Here is a 16,487-nt window from a genome sequence, read left to right as displayed (position 1 = left end):
TTTCTACGCCTTCTCTGCTTTTTGACCCGCCGAGCTATGTCGACAGCAGCACTACTCGGGGCGTCATGTAGGCAAACAGAAAGACTCAGAACCTGCGGGGCCAACCTGGACACGCAGGTCCACTCAGTTGTTTACTTGCCCAGGATGTTGTTCACCGCAGCAGCATGACCCGCCGGGTCTCTTGCATCCGAGATGACCTGGATGACAGCGAACTTCTTGTTGGCGGTCGCCATCAGCGTTGCCTGCAAGACATCTTCGCCACCCATTGCGCTGGTCGCCTCGATGTGATGAACCGTCAGGCCGCTGACGTTCTCGGTATTCTCGCCGACCACTTTGTACGCAGGCGATGCGGCCTTCAGTTGCTCTGTGATGCGCTTTCCTGCTTCCACGAAATCGTAGCTGGTGCCCTCTGGGGCACCTGGCGGAATCGATTCTTCGTTCACGATCACGAAGCGCTTATGGGCGCTGTAGTACATCGCGCCCGGCGCGCCGCTGGGCATGTCGCGCTTCTCATAGCCTTGCAGCTTGAACGGCAGCTTGCCGTCCAGCAGCGAGAAATCCTGGGTGGCAGCGGCGGGGGAAGCAGAAGCAGCAGCGGGTGCGTCAGCGGCCATTGCTGTGTTTGCTGTGCCGCCCAGGGCCGCAACCAGGCACACGGTGCCCAACACATTCAACGATTTCCTGAAGATCATCTGCAATCCCCTGACGGTGTGATCGGTGGTTTGACCGGGGGATCAGTGTAGAAAGCCTGGCAGGGCGAAGCTGCAAGGAAACTTGTGCAATGAAACCAGGTGAAAGGCCTTCACCCAGACATTGTCAGCGAAGCCGCGCGGCCTCCCCTGCAGATCACTTGCCCAGAATTTTCTGCACCCAGGCTTCGTGTTCAAGCTTCTGGCGATTGGCAGAAATGACCTGTACCACCGCCAGCTGACCACGGTCTTGGATCAGCAAATTGGTGTTGATCACGTTGTAGCCATTCGCGTTATCGAAGGCATCAATGCGAATCATGTCCAGGCCCTTGTACTTGCCCTGGGTTTCGCTGCGCGCCCGATAGTCGGGGTACTCACTTTTCTGTTCCTGCTTGATGATCTCGGCGGCCTGCTTCAAATCCACGGCCTTACCGCCTGCGCCCATCTTGGCCAGTGATCGTTCACTCGTGCCGACGAAACGCTTGTCGGCCGGGCCGAAGTAGCGCGTCACGTCGGCGCGCTTGGGATCTGCCTGTTTCACGTAACCGGTCAGCGTGAAGGCGAGTTTGCCCTTCAACAACGACACCTCATGAATACGCGACGCGGGTACCGGTCGGGCGATGTCTGCGGCAGCGGGCGCGGTGGGCGACGCTTGCGCGATGGCGACCTGAGCAGGGCTTATCAGCACCATGCCCATGCTCAACATGCACAGGTAGCTCAGCTTGATCGGCAATGTCTTGAACATCGGGGTTCTCCAGTCAACGGGCAGGCCGTGCCCGGGGCTGCGATTGTAGACACCCCGATGCAACGCAGTTTTAAGGCGCTTGCCGGTAGACTGGCAGCAGTGCCCCACCTTCCACCGCCATGACGCTGTACACCTTCGTGCTTTACACCTTGCTTGCGCTCGCGCTCGGTTCCTTCGTGGGCCTGGAGCGGCAATGGCATCGCCGTCTGGTCGACTTGAAGACCAACGCGCTGGTCAGCATGGGCGCAGCGCTGTTCATGATGACAGCGGCAACCGCCACGGGCTACACCGACCCGATCCGCATGGCCGGTCAGATCGTGGTGGGCGTGGGCTTTTTAGGCGGCGGGCTGTTGTTTCGTGATGGCACACAGACACGTGGCATCAACACGGCCGCCACCTTGTGGTGCAGCGCCGCAATCGGTACCTTGTGCGGGCTGGGCCGTGCTGAAGAAGCCACTATTTCTGCCGTGTTGCTGGTCGTGGCCAACACGCTGCTGCGCAATGTCGCACGCAAGCTGGAACTGCGCATGGGACCCAACGACAGCCTGACCGAACAACTGTGCTTCGAAGTCGAATGCGACAGCAGCCACACCTCGGCGGTACGTACCGCGCTTGAGCAGGCCTTGCTGCAACAGCGCGGTGAACTTCGGTCTGCCAACGTGTCGCGGACGGTGCGCGGCACGACGTTGATCAGCACAGTGGCCGCGTTTGAAAGCCCGGATCTGCGCGCCGATATCGAGGCAATACTGAAGGCCTCGGAAAGCTGGGATATCGTCAGCGTGTCGTGGCAGCGTCGCTGAAAAAACCTGGTGTCGGCGGGTCTTGCTGAAGCATGCACTGCACGTCGACGTACATCAGACACGTCAAGCATTACAAGCACGTCAGGCACGCAATCTGCCGCATCATCAACAAGGTGCTTGGGTTATCAGAGGCCACTCTGACAGATCTCCCCCCGACGATGCGCCTTGCCCCACATACGGAGACGCCCCCATGAACGATGAACTGGTTTTCTACATGAACCCGCAGTCCCGCGCGCGCATCGTGCGCTGGATGCTGGAAGAAGTCGGCCAGCCCTATCGGGCCGAGCAGCTCGACTATCGCAATTCCATGAAGACGCCCGAATACCTGGCGATCAATCCGATGGGCAAGGTGCCGGCCATCACGCATCGTGGTGTGGTCGTGACCGAGTGCGCGGCCATTTGCGCGTATCTGGCGGATGCGTTTCCGCAGGCGGGCTTGGCACCGGCTTTGAACGATCCGCAGCGTGGGCCGTATTACCGCTGGATGTTTTTCGCCGCAGGGCCGGTGGAGGCCTGCGTGACGAATCAGGCCTTGGGCGTAGAGGTGCCTGCCGACAAGGAAGCGATGGTGGGTTATGGTCGCGCCGACAAGGTGGTGGCCGCGCTGGAACATGCCTTGTCGACGGGCGATTACCTGCTGGGTGACCGCTTCAGCGCCGCAGACGTGTATGTGGGTTCACAGCTGGGCTGGTCGATGATGTTCGGCACGCTGCCCAAGAAACCGGTGTTCGAACGGTATTGGGAACGGTTGAGCGCGCGGCCTGCCGCCATTCGCGCCAAGGAACTCGATGACGCGTTGATCGCTGCGCAGAAGGCGGGCAACTAAGGCGCTGGTGTTGATCCAACAAGCGCCACTGTCATGGCGCTTGTGCTTCGCAACATACGCAGTGGACAAGCTGCCTGCCGCGACCTGTGGACAAGTCATTTCTTCGCCGGGGTCTTTGGTCAGCACAACAAGCCCGGCTGACATTGCAGCAGGGCAACCCCTTGCGCTCAGCCCTTCTGCCCGCGCTTGGGTTTGTCCGTGCCAAGCCCGTGACGACCCAGCGCTTCGATCATGATCGCAGCCGTTGCCGGACGCCGTTCCAGACACCTGGACGTAGGCCCCGCCACCACCACCGACAGGTTGCGCGCACCCACCACCAGCGGCAATGACACCCCTGCCAGGTCGGGGGTGTATTCCGACGCGCTTTGATGAAAGCCCCGGACTTCCGCCTCAGCCAGTTCGCGCTCGATGACATCCGCGTTCGTCGGCGTCGTCTCCGAGAACGGCGCGAAATCCATCTTCCGGTACAGCGCCTGCCGCGCGGCAGGTGTCAGCTGCGCCAGGATCGCGCGGCCCGCTGAACTCGCGTACAGCGGCACCCGGTCGCCCACCCGTGCGTGATAACGCACCGAATGACGCGACTCGATCACCAGCAGGAACATGGCGTGCACGCCGGTGACGGCGGACACGGCGGTCGTCTCGCCGGTTTTTTCAGCGATCTCGGCCACAGCGGCCTGCACTTCGTCGGGCAACGGTTCGGCTTCGGCAATCGACTGGGCCAGGGCCAGCCAGCGTGGCGTGGGGTAGTAGCCCCCACGCGGACGAGGTTCGTACAGATAACCCTTTTCGACAATGGTGCCGACCAGGTTGAAGGTGCTGGAGCGCGGCCAGTCGAGATCGTCGGAGATTTCAGCCAGCGTCGCGGGACGCCGCCTGCGCTCGAAGTACTCCATGAGATCGAAGACGTTTGCAACCTGTCTGACGAGCATACGACTCCAAGATAAAGGACTTGAGCATCCGACATGCGGTGCTCTGAACACGTCATGACTGCGCGCCTGTGCAGCGCTGTTTAGTGCGTCGATACAGTCCATCGACGGACCACACCATGCGTGACATTTTAAGGCCAGACCGGCCCGCAAACCGCGATGACCAGCCTGTGTCACCGGCCTTTGCAGAACAAATCCAGACCGGATTCGGGTTTAACCGACGTTGCACCGACCGCATACAAGATTCAATATACGGATCAATTAATTCACATACAAGAATTTAAGAACATGAATTCGGTGCAGCTCACCCCCTGAGTTGCCTGTGCATTCACCGGCCCATGCAGCCGCAGAAGCAAAGGGAGATCCATGAACCATCGCCTAGCCATTCCTTCGATCGCGCTCGCCGTCGCAGCGCTCTTTTCGTCAGGCGCCAATGCGCAAACACCGGTGAAGATCGGTGTGTTGACCGACTTGTCGGGGATCTTCTCCGACATCGGCGGCATGGGCGCGGTCGAGGCCACCAAGATGGCGGTCGAGGACTTCCGCAAGCTGCCTGAGGCCGAAAAACTGAAGATCGAGGTCGTCCATGTGGACGGCCTGAACAAGCCCGATGTGGCAAGTGCGATTGCCCGCAAGTGGTTCGACACCGAAGGCGTGGACGTGCTGGTGGACCTGCCCACCAGCGCCATTTCGCTGGCGGTCGCGCCGCTGGTGAAGGAAAAGAACAAGGTCGCCTTGTTCACCGCATCGGGCTCGTCCGACCTGACCGGCAAGGGCTGCACACCGAACTCTGTGCACTGGACTTATGACACCTGGGCACTGGCCCACGGCACCGCCGACGCCATCACCAAGGCGGGCGGCAAGACCTGGTATTTCCTGACCGCCGACTTCGCGCTGGGCCAGTGGCTGGAACGCGACGCCACTCCGGTGATTCAGGCCAATGGCGGCAAGGTGGTGGGCGGCCTGCGCCACCCGACTGACACCAAGGACTTCTCGTCCTACCTGCTGCAAGCGCAGGCGTCGAAGGCCCAGGTCATCGGCCTGGCCAATGCGGGCGGCGACACCATCAACGCCATCAAGAGCGCATCGGAATTCGGCATTGTGCAAGGCGGGCAGAAGCTGGCCGGCATGCTGCTGTTCATCTCCGACATCCACTCGCTCGGGCTTCAGACCGCACAAGGCCTGCAACTGACGACCGCTTTCTACTGGGATCAGAACGACAAGACGCGCGCCTTCGGCGAGCGCTTCGCGGCCCGCAACAAACAGCGTTATCCGTCGATGAATCAGGCCGGCGCGTACTCGGCAACCATGGCGTATTTGAAGGCTGTCGCCAAGGTCGGTTCGGCCAAGGACGGCGTGGCGGTGGTGAAGGCCATGCGCGAGGCCGGTACCTTCGACGACCCGCTGTTCGGCAAGACCACGCTGCGTGAAGACGGCCGTGTCACCCACGACATGATGCTGGTCGAAGTGAAGAAACCCGAAGAGTCGAAGAAGCCCTACGACTACTACAAGGTGCTGACGGTCATTCCGGCCGACCAGGCTTTCCGTCCCTTGAAGGACGGTGGCTGCCCCCTCGTGAACTGAAGCAGTTCACACCGCCCCGGCACGGCTGCGTACACACATCACACGACGTGTCGGCCCGCCGGGGCTGACGAGGGTGCCCGCCATTGTCTTGAATCAGGAGAATTCGCATGTCCTCTGCGCGTTTGCAGACCGCGCTGGCGCGCTACGACCGGCTGTACATCAATGGTGCCTGGGTTGCCCCGGAAGACGGCGGCTTGATGGAGAGCATCGACCCGTCCACCGGCCAGCCCTGGGCACTGGTGGCCTACGGCGGCCCGCGTGACATCGACCGTGCGGTTGCCGCTGCCCGCGAAGCGCTCAGTGGCCCGTGGGGCAAGATGCCGGGCCACGAACGCGCTGCACTGATGCGCCGTTTTGCCGATGTCTACGCCAAGCACGCCGCCGATCTGGCTGTGCTGGAAACCACAGACTCCGGCCGCTCGATCCGCGAAGCGCGCGCCGATATCGGCGGGCATTCCAACGGGTATCACTGGTGGGCCTCGTTGGCCGATAAAGCGTCCGGCCGCACCATTCCCTTCGACAGCAGCGTGCACGCGTTCACCACACGCGTGCCGGTCGGTGTGGTCGGTGCCATCACGCCCTGGAACGTGCCGTTGATGGCAGCCGCCTGGAAGCTGGGCCCGGCCTTGGCGGCAGGGTGCACGGTGGTGTTGAAGCCTGCGGAACAGACACCCGTCACCTCGCTTGAACTCGGCAAGCTGTTCGAAGAAGCCGGCTTCCCGCCTGGGGTGATCAACATCGTGCCGGGCTATGGCCAGGGCGGTGCGGGCGAACGCCTGGTGACGCATCCCGACGTGGACAAGATCGCGTTCACCGGCGAAGGTGCCACTGCAAAAGCCATTCTGCGCGCAGGCACCACGGCCGACACGCTGAAGAAGTTCACCTTCGAGCTGGGCGGCAAGTCACCGCACATCATCTTTGCAGACGCCGACATCGAACAGGCCATGAACGCCGCGACCAATTCGGCGTGGACCTTGTGCGGCCAAAGCTGCGCGCTGGGTTCACGCGTGATCGTGCAGCGCTCGGTCTATGACCGCGTGGTGGCCGACTTCGTCGAACGCGCCAAGAAGGTACGTGTTGGCCAACCGCTTGATCCCGCCACCCACATGGGACCGCAGGCGCATCACGAGCAACTGGCCAAGACGCTTGCCTACATCGAGCATGGCCGCAATGACGGTGCCGAACTGGTGGCGGGCGGCAATCGCCTGAATGGCGGCGCATACGGCGACGGGTATTTCGTGGAGCCCACCGTGTTTGCCAAGGCCCACAACAAGATGCGCATCGCCCAGGAAGAAATCTTCGGCCCGGTGGCCGCACTGATTCCCTTCGACGACGAAGAAGAAGCCATTGCGATTGCCAACGACACGCCCTACGGCCTGACTGCAGGCCTGTGGACCGGCGACACCGGCCGCGCCCATCGCGTGTCGAGCCGCATCGACGCCGGCATGGTCTGGGTCAACACCTACCGCTTCATCCGCTGGTCCACGCCTTACGGTGGTTTCAAAGGCAGCGGATGGGGCCGCGAGAACGGCATCGAGGCACTCGATTCCTACTTGCAGACCAAGACCACCGTGATCAGCACGACGGGGCGTTTTCCCGACGCCTACGCGCAATAATTTTTGGAAAGGACATTGGAAATGCGACTCGCGAACAAGCTCGCGGTAGTGACGGCAGCGGCATCCGGCATGGGCCGCGCCGGTGTTGAACTGTTCTTGAAAGAAGGTGCACGAGTAGCCGCCGTGGACGTGAACCCGGACGGCCTGGCGAAACTTGCCGCCGACATGAAAGCCGCTGGCTACACCATCGAAACCGTCCAGGCTGATCTGTCCAAGCCTGCGGAAATGCGCAGCTCCATCCACGAAGCCGCAGAGAAGCTGGGCGGCATCGACGTGCTGTGGGCCCACGCCGGCATTCCCGGCCCGGGCGGCATCGAAAACCTGGACGTGGACGCGTTCCGCCAGGCACTGGATTTGAATGTGACTTCGGCCGCATTGCAGGCCGGTGAGGTCATTACCCACATGCGCAAACGCGGCGGTGGATCGATCATCTTCACGGCATCGGTGTCGGGGCTGGTTGGGTCAATGTGGAGCCCGATCTATTCCGCTGCGAAGTTTGCGGTGGTGGGCTTGGGCAAGTCCTTGTCGCAGACCTTTGCGCCCGACAATGTGCGTGTGAATGTGGTGTGCCCGGGCTTGGCTGAAACGCCGATGAAGCTGGGCTTCACGGGGCGATCGGGTGATCCGGTGCAAGCGGCTGCGGCAGAGGCCCGCATGGTTGCTGCGGTGCCGATGGGCCGTCTGTGTCAACCGCATGAAGCGGCGCATGCGGTGCTGTGGCTGGCGTCGGACGATGCGTCGTATGTGACGGGTGTGGCGCTGCCGGTGGATGGTGGGTTTACGGCGCGTTGATTTGCTTGGACCTGCTGTTCATCGCAAATGATGCGGTGAACAGCAGGTCGACATGTCTTGCGGTGAACAAACAGCGTGTTCACCGCTTGGTGCTTACTCTGCCTGCGCAGCGCGCCACGCGTCCCGCCGCAGTCGGTAAAGAATGTGCCGCCGCATCGGATGCCCGGCTTCCAATGCCGGATGATCGAAGAACTCGTCTGCGTGCACCATGCCAAGCCGCTGCATCACGCGCTGTGACCGTTGGTTCGTCGGCACGGTGAACGACACGATTTCTTCCAGCCCTAATTGCTCGAAGCCAACCGCCAACGCGGCCCGCGCGGCTTCCGTTGCATAACCTTTGCCCCAATGCTCCTTGGCGATCCGCCAGCCGATTTCCACGCACGGCGAAATCGGCAGTTCGAAACGCGGTTCGTGGATGCCGACAAAGCCGATGAAGTCGGACACGCCCGGCACTTCCACCGCCCAGAACCCCCAGCCCTGCTCCGCGATTTCGTTGGCCAGAATGTCAGCCAGCGCATCGCTTTGCGCACGCGTCAGGGTGGTTGGGAAATGCTCCATGACTTCATGGTCTGCCGTCAGCGCGGCAAAGGGCGCGCGGTCGGACGGCAGCCAGGGGCGAAGGCGCAGGCGGGGGGTGGTGAGCTTGAGTTTCATGGTCGTGCGCTGTGGGACAGACGAGCAGTATTGTCGCGCAGACAAGCGGCGAGTTAGTGTTAACGTTTCGCGCGGCTTACCAACTCAGCGTCTTGGCACTTTTGTCTAGTGGCTCGCGCATGCCTTCCTTGATCGATGCTTGCATGCCCGGTGTGCAAAGCAGACTGAGCGTTTCTTGCATTGATCGCCAGTCGGCCTCGGATATCAAGCTAGCTCACGCTGAGCAATCGCCCCGAGGGCGGGGAGGTACTGCGGCAGGATGTGGCACGACCCGCGTCGACGAAATCAGGCACCGCCCTCAGATCACCTCGTACGAGTACGGAATGCCCGTGAGATCACCTCTACCCACACTAATTACGGAGCCGTCTCTGGTCAGATGCCGAATTCGACTGTCGGCGTTGTGGTCGAGCCCACCAAGGCGATCATCGTATCACTGGCGTTCACGGTGGCATCGTGGTCGTTCAGGATCAGGAACCTACTGCCGGCAAGCGCCCCACCCGTCACGCCGACGCTATAGAAGCGGGCGGCAGCGTTGTCTGACGCCAGCGGGCTCGACACCGAGGCCCATACCTCGTCTAAGGTATTTGCACTGAGGTTGCTCACGAAATAGAAGTGCTTGCTGGTGCTGGGCGCGAATGTGATGTTGGTGCCGAAAACGCCTGGTACAGAGGACAAACGCAGCACGTCGGCGCCGGTCAGCCCGGTGATCACGTCGATATTGTTGGTGTTCGACTCAGTGCCCACCACCGTGCCCCGACTTTCGAGCGCGGAGCCGATGAACACCTTGTTGCCACCCGCACCGTTCAAGGTGATGGCATCGGCACCCGCGCCGCCGTCCACCCTGAGGATACCGGTCCAACCGCTCAGATTCAGCACGTCGCCACCGCTGGTACCTGCAATCCTGAGCACGGGGTCGGCAGCCACGGCCAGCTTCGTCTTCAGAGTCGCTTTGTCTGCATCGGCGTACTGCGTCATGTTCAAGATCAACGTGCCCGTGATGCCGGCGTCTGAAACGTTCGTTAGATTGCCCAGCAATGCAGTCGCCTCGTTTGCCGTTGCGTCGGTTGCGACAACCATTGCCGTCCCGACTGCGGCCTTTGACAACAACGCAGAGGTTGCGACGTCGTCAACGTTCGCCAACGACAGACTCAGGTTGGTGATGCCGCCGGTGGCGATATTGGCGATGTAGGTCGCCACGTGGCCAATCGCCGTTCCTGTGGCACCGCTCATATCGACCTTAGCCGTGGCCGGTGCGGCCTTCGACAATAGATTGCCTATCGCGGCACCGGTGAACGGTGGCCCGGCGGTGAACTGCAGATTGGTAATGCTGTCAGTTTTCGCAATACCGGTCGTTGACCCCACGACCAAGAGTCGGTCGTTGTCCATGCCCGTCGCGTCGATCGTGACGTTCGCGGCCAGCGCAATCTTCGTCTGCAGAAGACTGCTCAGTTCAGAAGACAACGGCGCGCTTGTCAGCGTGATATCTCCCGTGATGCCATCGTTGGCGATCTTTGCCATATGCGTGACAAGCAACCCTACCTCGTTGGCACTTGCACCAGTCGCCACCACGGAGACGCTGCCGTCGGTCGTGACATTGGTCAACAAGTCCGAGGTCTGCGTGTCCGTCAGACTACCCAGCGGCAGGTTAGTCAGGCGGTCGACCTTGCCGATCCCTGCGACGACGGCCTGGAGGCTTGCCAGGTCCATGCCCGTGGCATCCACGTTGACGGTCGCGGCCGCGTCAGTCTTTGCGCCGAGCAAGGCGGTAAGCTGGACGGCCGTCAAGTTGCTGGACAAGGCCAGCGTGCCAGTGATGCCATTGGTCGCGAGCCTGCCAATGTTGTCGGCAAGCGATTTCAACTCCTCATCGGAAGCACCTGTTGCATCCACAGACACCGAATTGGCACCCGCCTTGCTCAGCAGGCCGGCCGTCACGGCGTCGGTCATTGCAGCATCCCCCAGAACCAGGCTCGGGAGACCGCTCAGCGTGTCCACCTTGGCGGCACCCAGACCGACCGCTGCCAGTTGCGCAACGCTCATGCCCGAGGCGTTGACGTCGACCGTCGCAGCGTCGGCCGTCTTGGTGCTCAGCAGGGCGGTGAGTTGATCGGCGGTGACGTTGCTACGGTTCAGTATCAGCGTGCCGGTAATGCCATCCACCTTCACGTTGTCGATGTGGTTGCTCAATGATGCTATCTGCGAACTCGTGGTGGTGTTGCCCGCGATGACCCGGGCGCTCCCGACGCTGGACTTTGCCAGCAGGTTCTCCGTCGCAGAGTTGCCAGTGACGCCCAAGTCAATCTGCACATTGGTGAGGGTGTCGACCTTGGAGATGAACGATGCAATCGCAGTCAGCTGATTGCTGGTCATGCCCGCAGCATCGACGTTCACGGTCGCGGCCGTTGGCGTCTTGCTCAGCAAGTTTGCGATCGACATGTCGCCCTGGTTACTCGTCAATGCCAGCGTACCTGTGATGCCGTCGGCCGCAATCTTGTCGATATAGACAAACACCGACGCCAGTTCGTTGGCGGTCGCACCGGTCGCCACCACACTGACCGTGCTGCCGGTCTGCATCTTGGACAGCAAGGCGTCCGTCGCCGTGTCCGACAGGTCGGCCAGCACCAGTTGCGGCAGGTCAGTCAAGGTATCGACATTGGTGATGCCGGCGGCCACTGCTTCCAGTTTTGCGGCGTTCATGCCGCTGGCATTTACATTGACCGTGGCGCTCTCGTCAGTCTTGCCCAACAGGGCGCTCAGTTCGGTGTCGCTCAGCGCATTCGACAAAGTAAACATGCCTATGATGCCGCCACCGAAGAAGGCGCTGCCGAAGATGTTGTCGATGTTGCTCGCAAGCGCCGACAGCTTCGCGGCCGTGGCGTCGGTCGCATCCACCCGCGCGGTATTGGCGGCGACCTTGCTCAGCAGCCCACTGAGGGTGGTGGCCGACAGCGCACTTGCGCTCAAGGTGTTCAGGCCGACCACGGTGTCCACTTTTGCTGCGGCCTGCCCCACTATTTCGAGCTTGCTCGCGTTCATGCCACCGGCGTCCACCGTGACCGTCGCCGTCCCATCACCTGTCTGCGCACCCAGCAAGGCGGTCAACTCGTGGTCGAGCTGCATGTTCGACAGGTTCAAGGTGCCGGTGATGCCAGCCGTGTCCACCTTGCCAATGTTGGCAGCCAGCGCGGTCAGCACCATGGGGCTCGCGCCCGTTGCCAGCACGGTCAATTGGGTCGAACTGGCCTTGCCCATCAGGCCGGCGGTCGCCGCCTCGCTCAGGTCGGCGAGCACCAGTTGCGGCAGGCTGTTCACGGTGTGGACCTTGGCGGAATTTTCGCCGACCGCGTTGAGCTGCAACGCCGTCATGCTGCTGGCGTTCACGGTGGCGGTGTCGTCGCCGGTCTTGGTGCCGAGCAAGGCCGTGAGTGCCGCCGCGTCTTGGGAGTTCGACAGGCTCAGCGTGCCGGTGATGCCACCCGCGACGATCTTGTCGATGTAGGTCACGATCGATGACAACTGGAGGTCAACCAGGCCGGTCGCCGTCACACTGACCGTCGCAGCAGCCACCTTGGCCAGCAGCGTATTTATCGTGGGGACGGACCAGGCGCTGGTCACGGCAGGCAGGCTGCTCAGCGTGTCGACCTTGGCAATACCGTTGGCCACGGCATCGAGTTGTGTCGTATCCATGTTGGTGGCATCGACGGTGACGGTGGCCGCCGCGTCGCCGGTTTGCGCGCCCAGCAAGGCAGTCAGCTCGCTGCTGCTCTGCGCATTCGACAAGGCAAGCGTACCCGTGATGCCACCGGCGGTGATCTTGCCGATGGCGCTCGCAAGCGCCGACAGCTTCGCAGCCGTGGCGTCGGTTGCATCCACCGCCATGCTATCGGCGGCGACCTTGCTCAGCAGCCCGGCGATGGCGGTGGCCGACAACGCGCTCGCGGTCAAGGACGACAGACCGGACAAGGTGTCCACTTTTGCCGCGCCTGACCCCACGGCTTCGAGCTTGGCCGCGCTCATGCCGCTGACATCCACCGTGACGGTCGCCGTTGCATCGGTCTGCGCGCCCAGCAAGGCAGTCAGCTCATCGGCAGTCTGCGTGTTCGACAGACTCAAGGTGCCGGTAATGCCCGCCGTGGCGATCTTGGTGATGCTGGCGGCAAGCGTGGACAGTTCCGTGTTGCTCGCACCCGTTACCACCGCCGTGACCGCGCCCGCCATGGCCTTGCCAAGCAGGTTGTTGCTCACGACATCGGGCACGTCGACCAACACCAGCGCCAGATTGGTGATGCTGTCGATCTTCGCGACGCCATTGCTGAGGGCGACGACCCTGCCAAGATCCATGCCACTGGCGTCGACATTGACGGTTGCGCTCGCATCGCCTGTCTTCGTGCCCAGCAAAGCGGTGATCTGTCCGATGCTCAGGGCGTTGCTCAGTGCCAGCGCGCCGGTGATCCCCGCGTCGGCGATCTTGTTTGTCCTGTTGGCGACCTCGATCAGCTGGGCCGGCGTCATGCCGGTCGCATCGACCGTGGCGACCGCGCCAGAGTAAGCGTCCAACTTGCTTGCGATGGTGGGTGCGGTGTCCGCTGCGGTAAGGGCGGGAATCACCTCTGGCGGAGCCGGGTCGATAATGCCGCGCGCCAGATTGGTTGCCGCCGTGATCGACGCCGGGTTGTCGGTAACCAGCGCGAGAGTCGACTTCGCCAGCGCCAGGTCATTGCTTTTCAGGTCCGCCGCGAAATACACGCCGAATTCAGTCTTGTTGATGAAACGAGCCCGGTCGGCCACCGTCTGCGCATAGGCCGCGTCGCTCATGCCTTCGGGTTTGCTGGTAAGCGGTGTGGAAGCAATTGCGCCAATCTGCATGGTCAGCGCCGCACGAGCAGCCGTGTTGACCGCCCCGCCCTGCGCCGCCAAGGCCGCCGTCCAGAACGCCAGCCCTTCGGCGTCTGGCGTACGACCGAACACGCTGGTGTAGTAGCTGGTGACGAACTGCGCGTCGGTCTGTCCCGGCGGATAAAGCAGCAGCGCCTCGGGCGCGCTCACCATGGACTGCGCCAGCGCGTTCAAGGTTGCGCCGCCTTCCAGCGCTTGCAGCCAGAACGCGAAGCCATCGGCGTCAGGGGCTCGATTGAACAGGGCGGTATAGAGCCTTGCGATGGCGAGCTGTTGTGAGGTCGGAGTGGCCACGGCGGATTCCAGTTGCGATGAGGGCGACTACGTTGGTAACCCGATGCATCCGTCAGTTCCGTGGCGCTTACAACTTTGTCTTCCCGGGCGGCCCGGCGTACAAACACTCCGGATTACCCGGATATGTCAGGCCGACTTTTCGCCTCACGCCCCCACCGTCGTGACAAAGAACGTATCGACCGGAACCGTGGCACCGCCAATCACCACAATCGTGTCGGCCAGCGTGATTTCCGGCACCTCGTCGTTCACAATCAGGTAGGTCTTGTCAGCCAGACCGCCCGTTCCCGTCGCCCGTACCAGGTAAGCCTTGGGCCCTTCGTTCGGATCCGGCTGGGGTGGCGCGGGCAGGACCAGCACGGAGCTGCTCGACGCGACCGGGTTCAAGGTATTTGCTGCCGCCAGGATATCGGCCATGGTAGACGCCGCAGTCACCGTGACGTTGACGCTGGACGGGCTTTGGACTGCCGTGTGTGCAGATCGGAATTCCAACCCCGCGCCAAATGCGCCTGTCGGCCCTTCAAAGCGAAGGATGACCGCATCCGTGCCAGTACCAAGGCGGGCAACGCCCAGCAAGGTGTCGAAGTTGTCGGTATTGGTGTCGGTCGTCAGCGGGTCGGTGCGCGTCTCGGCCCGGGAACCGACGTGGACGGTCTGGGCCTGCACCTGCGAAGGAACCCGTCCGAAAATGAGTTTGTCTGCCCCTGCGCCCGGATTCACGGCCACACTGGTGCTGAGCGCCTGCGTGGCGCTCAAGCTGCTCAGGTCGATGGTGTCGTTGGTCGCATCGCCATTGATCGTCAACGCCCCCGTGTAAAGCTTGGCACCCAGCAGTCCCCCAGTGGATGCCAGCTGTGCACTGGTCAAGACAATCGTCCCGCCAAGGCTCTTGTCGCCTACCTTGGAAAGATTGCTCATCAGAAAGGACAATTCGGTAGCACTGCCTGCGTTGTTACCGGTGTCGATAATGGCATTGCTGGCTTTCGACAGAAGCGCGATCGTAGCCGTGTCGTCGAAACTTGCCAGCTTCAGGTATGGCCGGACGATGAGATCGACCTTGTCGATCCCCGCGGCCACCGCAGCAAGCTGCGTGTCGCTCAAGCCAAGTTCGGTCGCACCGGGCATGCTCTGGTTGAGCGCCGCCAGCGCGTTGATCGTCACGTTGGCTGCCACGGCCGTCTTGCTGCCTAGCAGGGTCGTGATGTCGGCCACGCTTGTGCTCTTGGTCAGCGTTATGTCGCCTGTGATGCCGCTGTCGGCAAAAAGCGCGTTCTGGCTGATGACGGTCGCCATGAAATCCGCAGACGCACCGCTCACGTTGGCGCTGACGCTACCCACGGCCGCCTTGGCCAGCAGGGCAGTGACAATATTGCTGGTCAACGCGGGATCGTTGGCGGTGAATGACATATTGGTGATGCTGTCGACCTTGTCCAGGTTGCCGGCCAAGGCTGCCAGACGGGTTCCGTTCATGCCAGCGGCATTGACCGTCACGTTGGCAGCGTCAGCCGTCTTCGCACCCAACAGGGCGGTGATCTGCGTGTCACTCAAGTCCGATGTCATCACCAGCGTGCCGGTGATGCCGTTATCGATGAGCTTGGCGGCATGGTTTGCCAGCGCACCGACCGTGACAGCGTTTGCACCAGTTGCCACCACGCTGGCATCGACGGCACGCAGCAGCAACCCGTTGACCACGAGGACCGACACGCCGCTCAAGGAAAGCTGAAGGTTATTCACAACTGACACGACACTGGGAGACATGCCAATCGGTGACAGCTGATCCAGGCTCATGCCGGTCGCATCGACATTGACAATAGTGTCCAGGTTGACCATGTTGATCACCAGCGCAGCCAACTCGGGTTGGCTCAAACCGCTGGTCAACAACAGGGTTCCAGTCACGCTCGTGATCTTTGCGCGGGCCAGCACCACCTCTTGCAGCTGCGCCACGCCAAGACCCGTCGCATCCACGGTGCCGGCCGTACCAGCGTAGGCGGCAAACTTGGCGGCAATGGCGGCCGGGGTGTCGGCCACCGTGATATGCGGCACGACAATCGGGGCGGGTTCTGTGACGGGAGGTACGGCACTTCCGTTACCCAGATTGGTGGCCGCCGTCAGCGAACCGGGATTGTCCGTCACCAGGGCAAACGTGTTCTTCGCCAGGGCCTGGTCGTTGCTTTTCAGTTCAGCAGCAAACCACACCCCGAACTCGGTCTTGTTGATGAAGCGCCCACGGTCGGCCACGGTCTGCGCATACGCAGCGTCGCTCATGCCGGCGGGCTTTTCGGTCAGCGGTGCCGATGCGATGGTGCTGATCTGCTGGATAAGCGTGGCGCGCGCCGCTGGGTTGCCAGCGCCGCCTTGTGCAGCCAGCGCGGCCGACCAGAATGCCAGCCCGTCGGGATCGGGGGTGCGGCCAAAGACGCTGGTGTAGTAGCTGGTGACGAACTGCGCGTCGGTCTGCCCGGCCGGATAAAGCGCGACGGATTCGGGGGCCGTGAGCATGGACTGCGCCAGCACGGACAATGATGCTCCGTTTTCCAGGGCACGCACCCAGAATGCAAAACCGTCCGCATCCGGCGCACGGTTGAACAAGGCGGTGTACAGCCGCGCGATGGCAAGTTGCGGGGAAGTCGGAGTGGCCATGGATGAGATCCGGTCGGGAGGATATTTC

At 62.2% G+C, this 16,487-nt stretch carries 11 protein-coding genes; 5 read left to right on the top strand and 6 right to left on the bottom strand.

The window, feature by feature from the left end:
* Positions 1 to 131 precede the first annotated feature (131 nt).
* Together FXN63_RS01535 and FXN63_RS01530 are read right to left on the bottom strand one after the other, a co-directional pair.
* Positions 132 to 692 (bottom strand): DcrB/PsbP domain-containing protein, encoded by a 561-nt coding sequence (locus FXN63_RS01535; protein WP_148812189.1) that lies wholly within the window; start codon positions 690 to 692, stop codon positions 132 to 134.
* Between the two features lie 154 nt (positions 693 to 846).
* Positions 847 to 1,434: a hypothetical protein gene (locus FXN63_RS01530; protein WP_148812187.1), complete on the bottom strand. Its 588-nt coding sequence runs from the start codon at positions 1,432 to 1,434 to the stop codon at positions 847 to 849.
* Positions 1,435 to 1,553: 119 nt separating this feature from the next.
* On the opposite strand from FXN63_RS01530, the gene FXN63_RS01525 reads away from it, so the two are divergent.
* Together FXN63_RS01525 and FXN63_RS01520 are read left to right on the top strand one after the other, a co-directional pair.
* Positions 1,554 to 2,234 (top strand): MgtC/SapB family protein, encoded by a 681-nt coding sequence (locus FXN63_RS01525; protein ID WP_148812185.1) that lies wholly within the window; start codon positions 1,554 to 1,556, stop codon positions 2,232 to 2,234.
* Positions 2,235 to 2,424: 190 nt separating this feature from the next.
* Positions 2,425 to 3,060, top strand: a complete 636-nt coding sequence (locus FXN63_RS01520; RefSeq protein ID WP_148812183.1) for a glutathione S-transferase family protein — start codon at positions 2,425 to 2,427, stop codon at positions 3,058 to 3,060.
* Positions 3,061 to 3,227: 167 nt separating this feature from the next.
* Here FXN63_RS01520 and FXN63_RS01515 read toward each other — a convergent pair whose 3' ends face one another.
* Positions 3,228 to 3,989 carry an IclR family transcriptional regulator gene (locus tag FXN63_RS01515; RefSeq protein WP_187395062.1) on the bottom strand — a complete coding sequence of 254 codons (762 nt, stop codon included), beginning with the start codon at positions 3,987 to 3,989 and terminating at the stop codon, positions 3,228 to 3,230.
* Between the two features lie 363 nt (positions 3,990 to 4,352).
* Here FXN63_RS01515 and FXN63_RS01510 point away from each other — a divergent pair, with 363 nt between their 5' ends.
* The 3 genes from FXN63_RS01510 to FXN63_RS01500 all read left to right on the top strand — a co-directional run bounded on the left by FXN63_RS01510 (position 4,353) and on the right by FXN63_RS01500 (position 7,978).
* Positions 4,353 to 5,570, top strand: coding sequence for an ABC transporter substrate-binding protein (locus tag FXN63_RS01510; protein ID WP_148812180.1), 1,218 nt, complete (start codon positions 4,353 to 4,355; stop codon positions 5,568 to 5,570).
* A 107-nt stretch (positions 5,571 to 5,677) separates the two neighbouring features.
* The gene (locus FXN63_RS01505) at positions 5,678 to 7,186 is read left to right on the top strand and encodes an aldehyde dehydrogenase (protein ID WP_148812178.1); all 1,509 of its coding nucleotides are present in this window, start codon (positions 5,678 to 5,680) and stop codon (positions 7,184 to 7,186) included.
* Positions 7,187 to 7,207: 21 nt separating this feature from the next.
* Complete coding sequence (locus FXN63_RS01500; protein WP_148812176.1) at positions 7,208 to 7,978, top strand: SDR family NAD(P)-dependent oxidoreductase; 771 nt, start codon at positions 7,208 to 7,210, stop codon at positions 7,976 to 7,978.
* Between the two features lie 93 nt (positions 7,979 to 8,071).
* Here FXN63_RS01500 and FXN63_RS01495 read toward each other — a convergent pair whose 3' ends face one another.
* The 3 genes from FXN63_RS01495 to FXN63_RS01485 form a co-directional block, all read right to left on the bottom strand.
* Entirely contained in the window at positions 8,072 to 8,632 is a 561-nt protein-coding gene (locus FXN63_RS01495) for a GNAT family N-acetyltransferase (protein WP_148812174.1), read from the bottom strand.
* Between the two features lie 372 nt (positions 8,633 to 9,004).
* Positions 9,005 to 13,822, bottom strand: coding sequence for a DUF4214 domain-containing protein (locus tag FXN63_RS01490; RefSeq protein WP_187395061.1), 4,818 nt, complete (start codon positions 13,820 to 13,822; stop codon positions 9,005 to 9,007).
* A 144-nt stretch (positions 13,823 to 13,966) separates the two neighbouring features.
* Entirely contained in the window at positions 13,967 to 16,459 is a 2,493-nt protein-coding gene (locus FXN63_RS01485) for a DUF4214 domain-containing protein (RefSeq protein ID WP_148812170.1), read from the bottom strand.
* Between the last annotated feature and the right edge of the window lie 28 nt (positions 16,460 to 16,487).

This window comes from Pigmentiphaga aceris (assembly GCF_008119665.1).
Lineage (GTDB): Bacteria > Pseudomonadota > Gammaproteobacteria > Burkholderiales > Burkholderiaceae_B > Pigmentiphaga > Pigmentiphaga aceris.
Note: the sequence above shows the minus strand (reverse complement) of the source record. Positions and strands in the feature narration are given on the sequence as shown.

Coding starts and splice junctions, on each gene's coding strand:
- FXN63_RS01505 (WP_148812178.1), top strand. CDS start 5,678: ATGTCCTCTGCGCGTTTGCAGACCGCGCTGGCGCGCTACGACCGGCTG.
- FXN63_RS01525 (WP_148812185.1), top strand. CDS start 1,554: ATGACGCTGTACACCTTCGTGCTTTACACCTTGCTTGCGCTCGCGCTC.
- FXN63_RS01530 (WP_148812187.1), bottom strand. CDS start 1,434: ATGTTCAAGACATTGCCGATCAAGCTGAGCTACCTGTGCATGTTGAGC.
- FXN63_RS01510 (WP_148812180.1), top strand. CDS start 4,353: ATGAACCATCGCCTAGCCATTCCTTCGATCGCGCTCGCCGTCGCAGCG.
- FXN63_RS01535 (WP_148812189.1), bottom strand. CDS start 692: ATGATCTTCAGGAAATCGTTGAATGTGTTGGGCACCGTGTGCCTGGTT.
- FXN63_RS01485 (WP_148812170.1), bottom strand. CDS start 16,459: ATGGCCACTCCGACTTCCCCGCAACTTGCCATCGCGCGGCTGTACACC.
- FXN63_RS01495 (WP_148812174.1), bottom strand. CDS start 8,632: ATGAAACTCAAGCTCACCACCCCCCGCCTGCGCCTTCGCCCCTGGCTG.
- FXN63_RS01500 (WP_148812176.1), top strand. CDS start 7,208: ATGCGACTCGCGAACAAGCTCGCGGTAGTGACGGCAGCGGCATCCGGC.
- FXN63_RS01520 (WP_148812183.1), top strand. CDS start 2,425: ATGAACGATGAACTGGTTTTCTACATGAACCCGCAGTCCCGCGCGCGC.
- FXN63_RS01515 (WP_187395062.1), bottom strand. CDS start 3,989: ATGCTCGTCAGACAGGTTGCAAACGTCTTCGATCTCATGGAGTACTTC.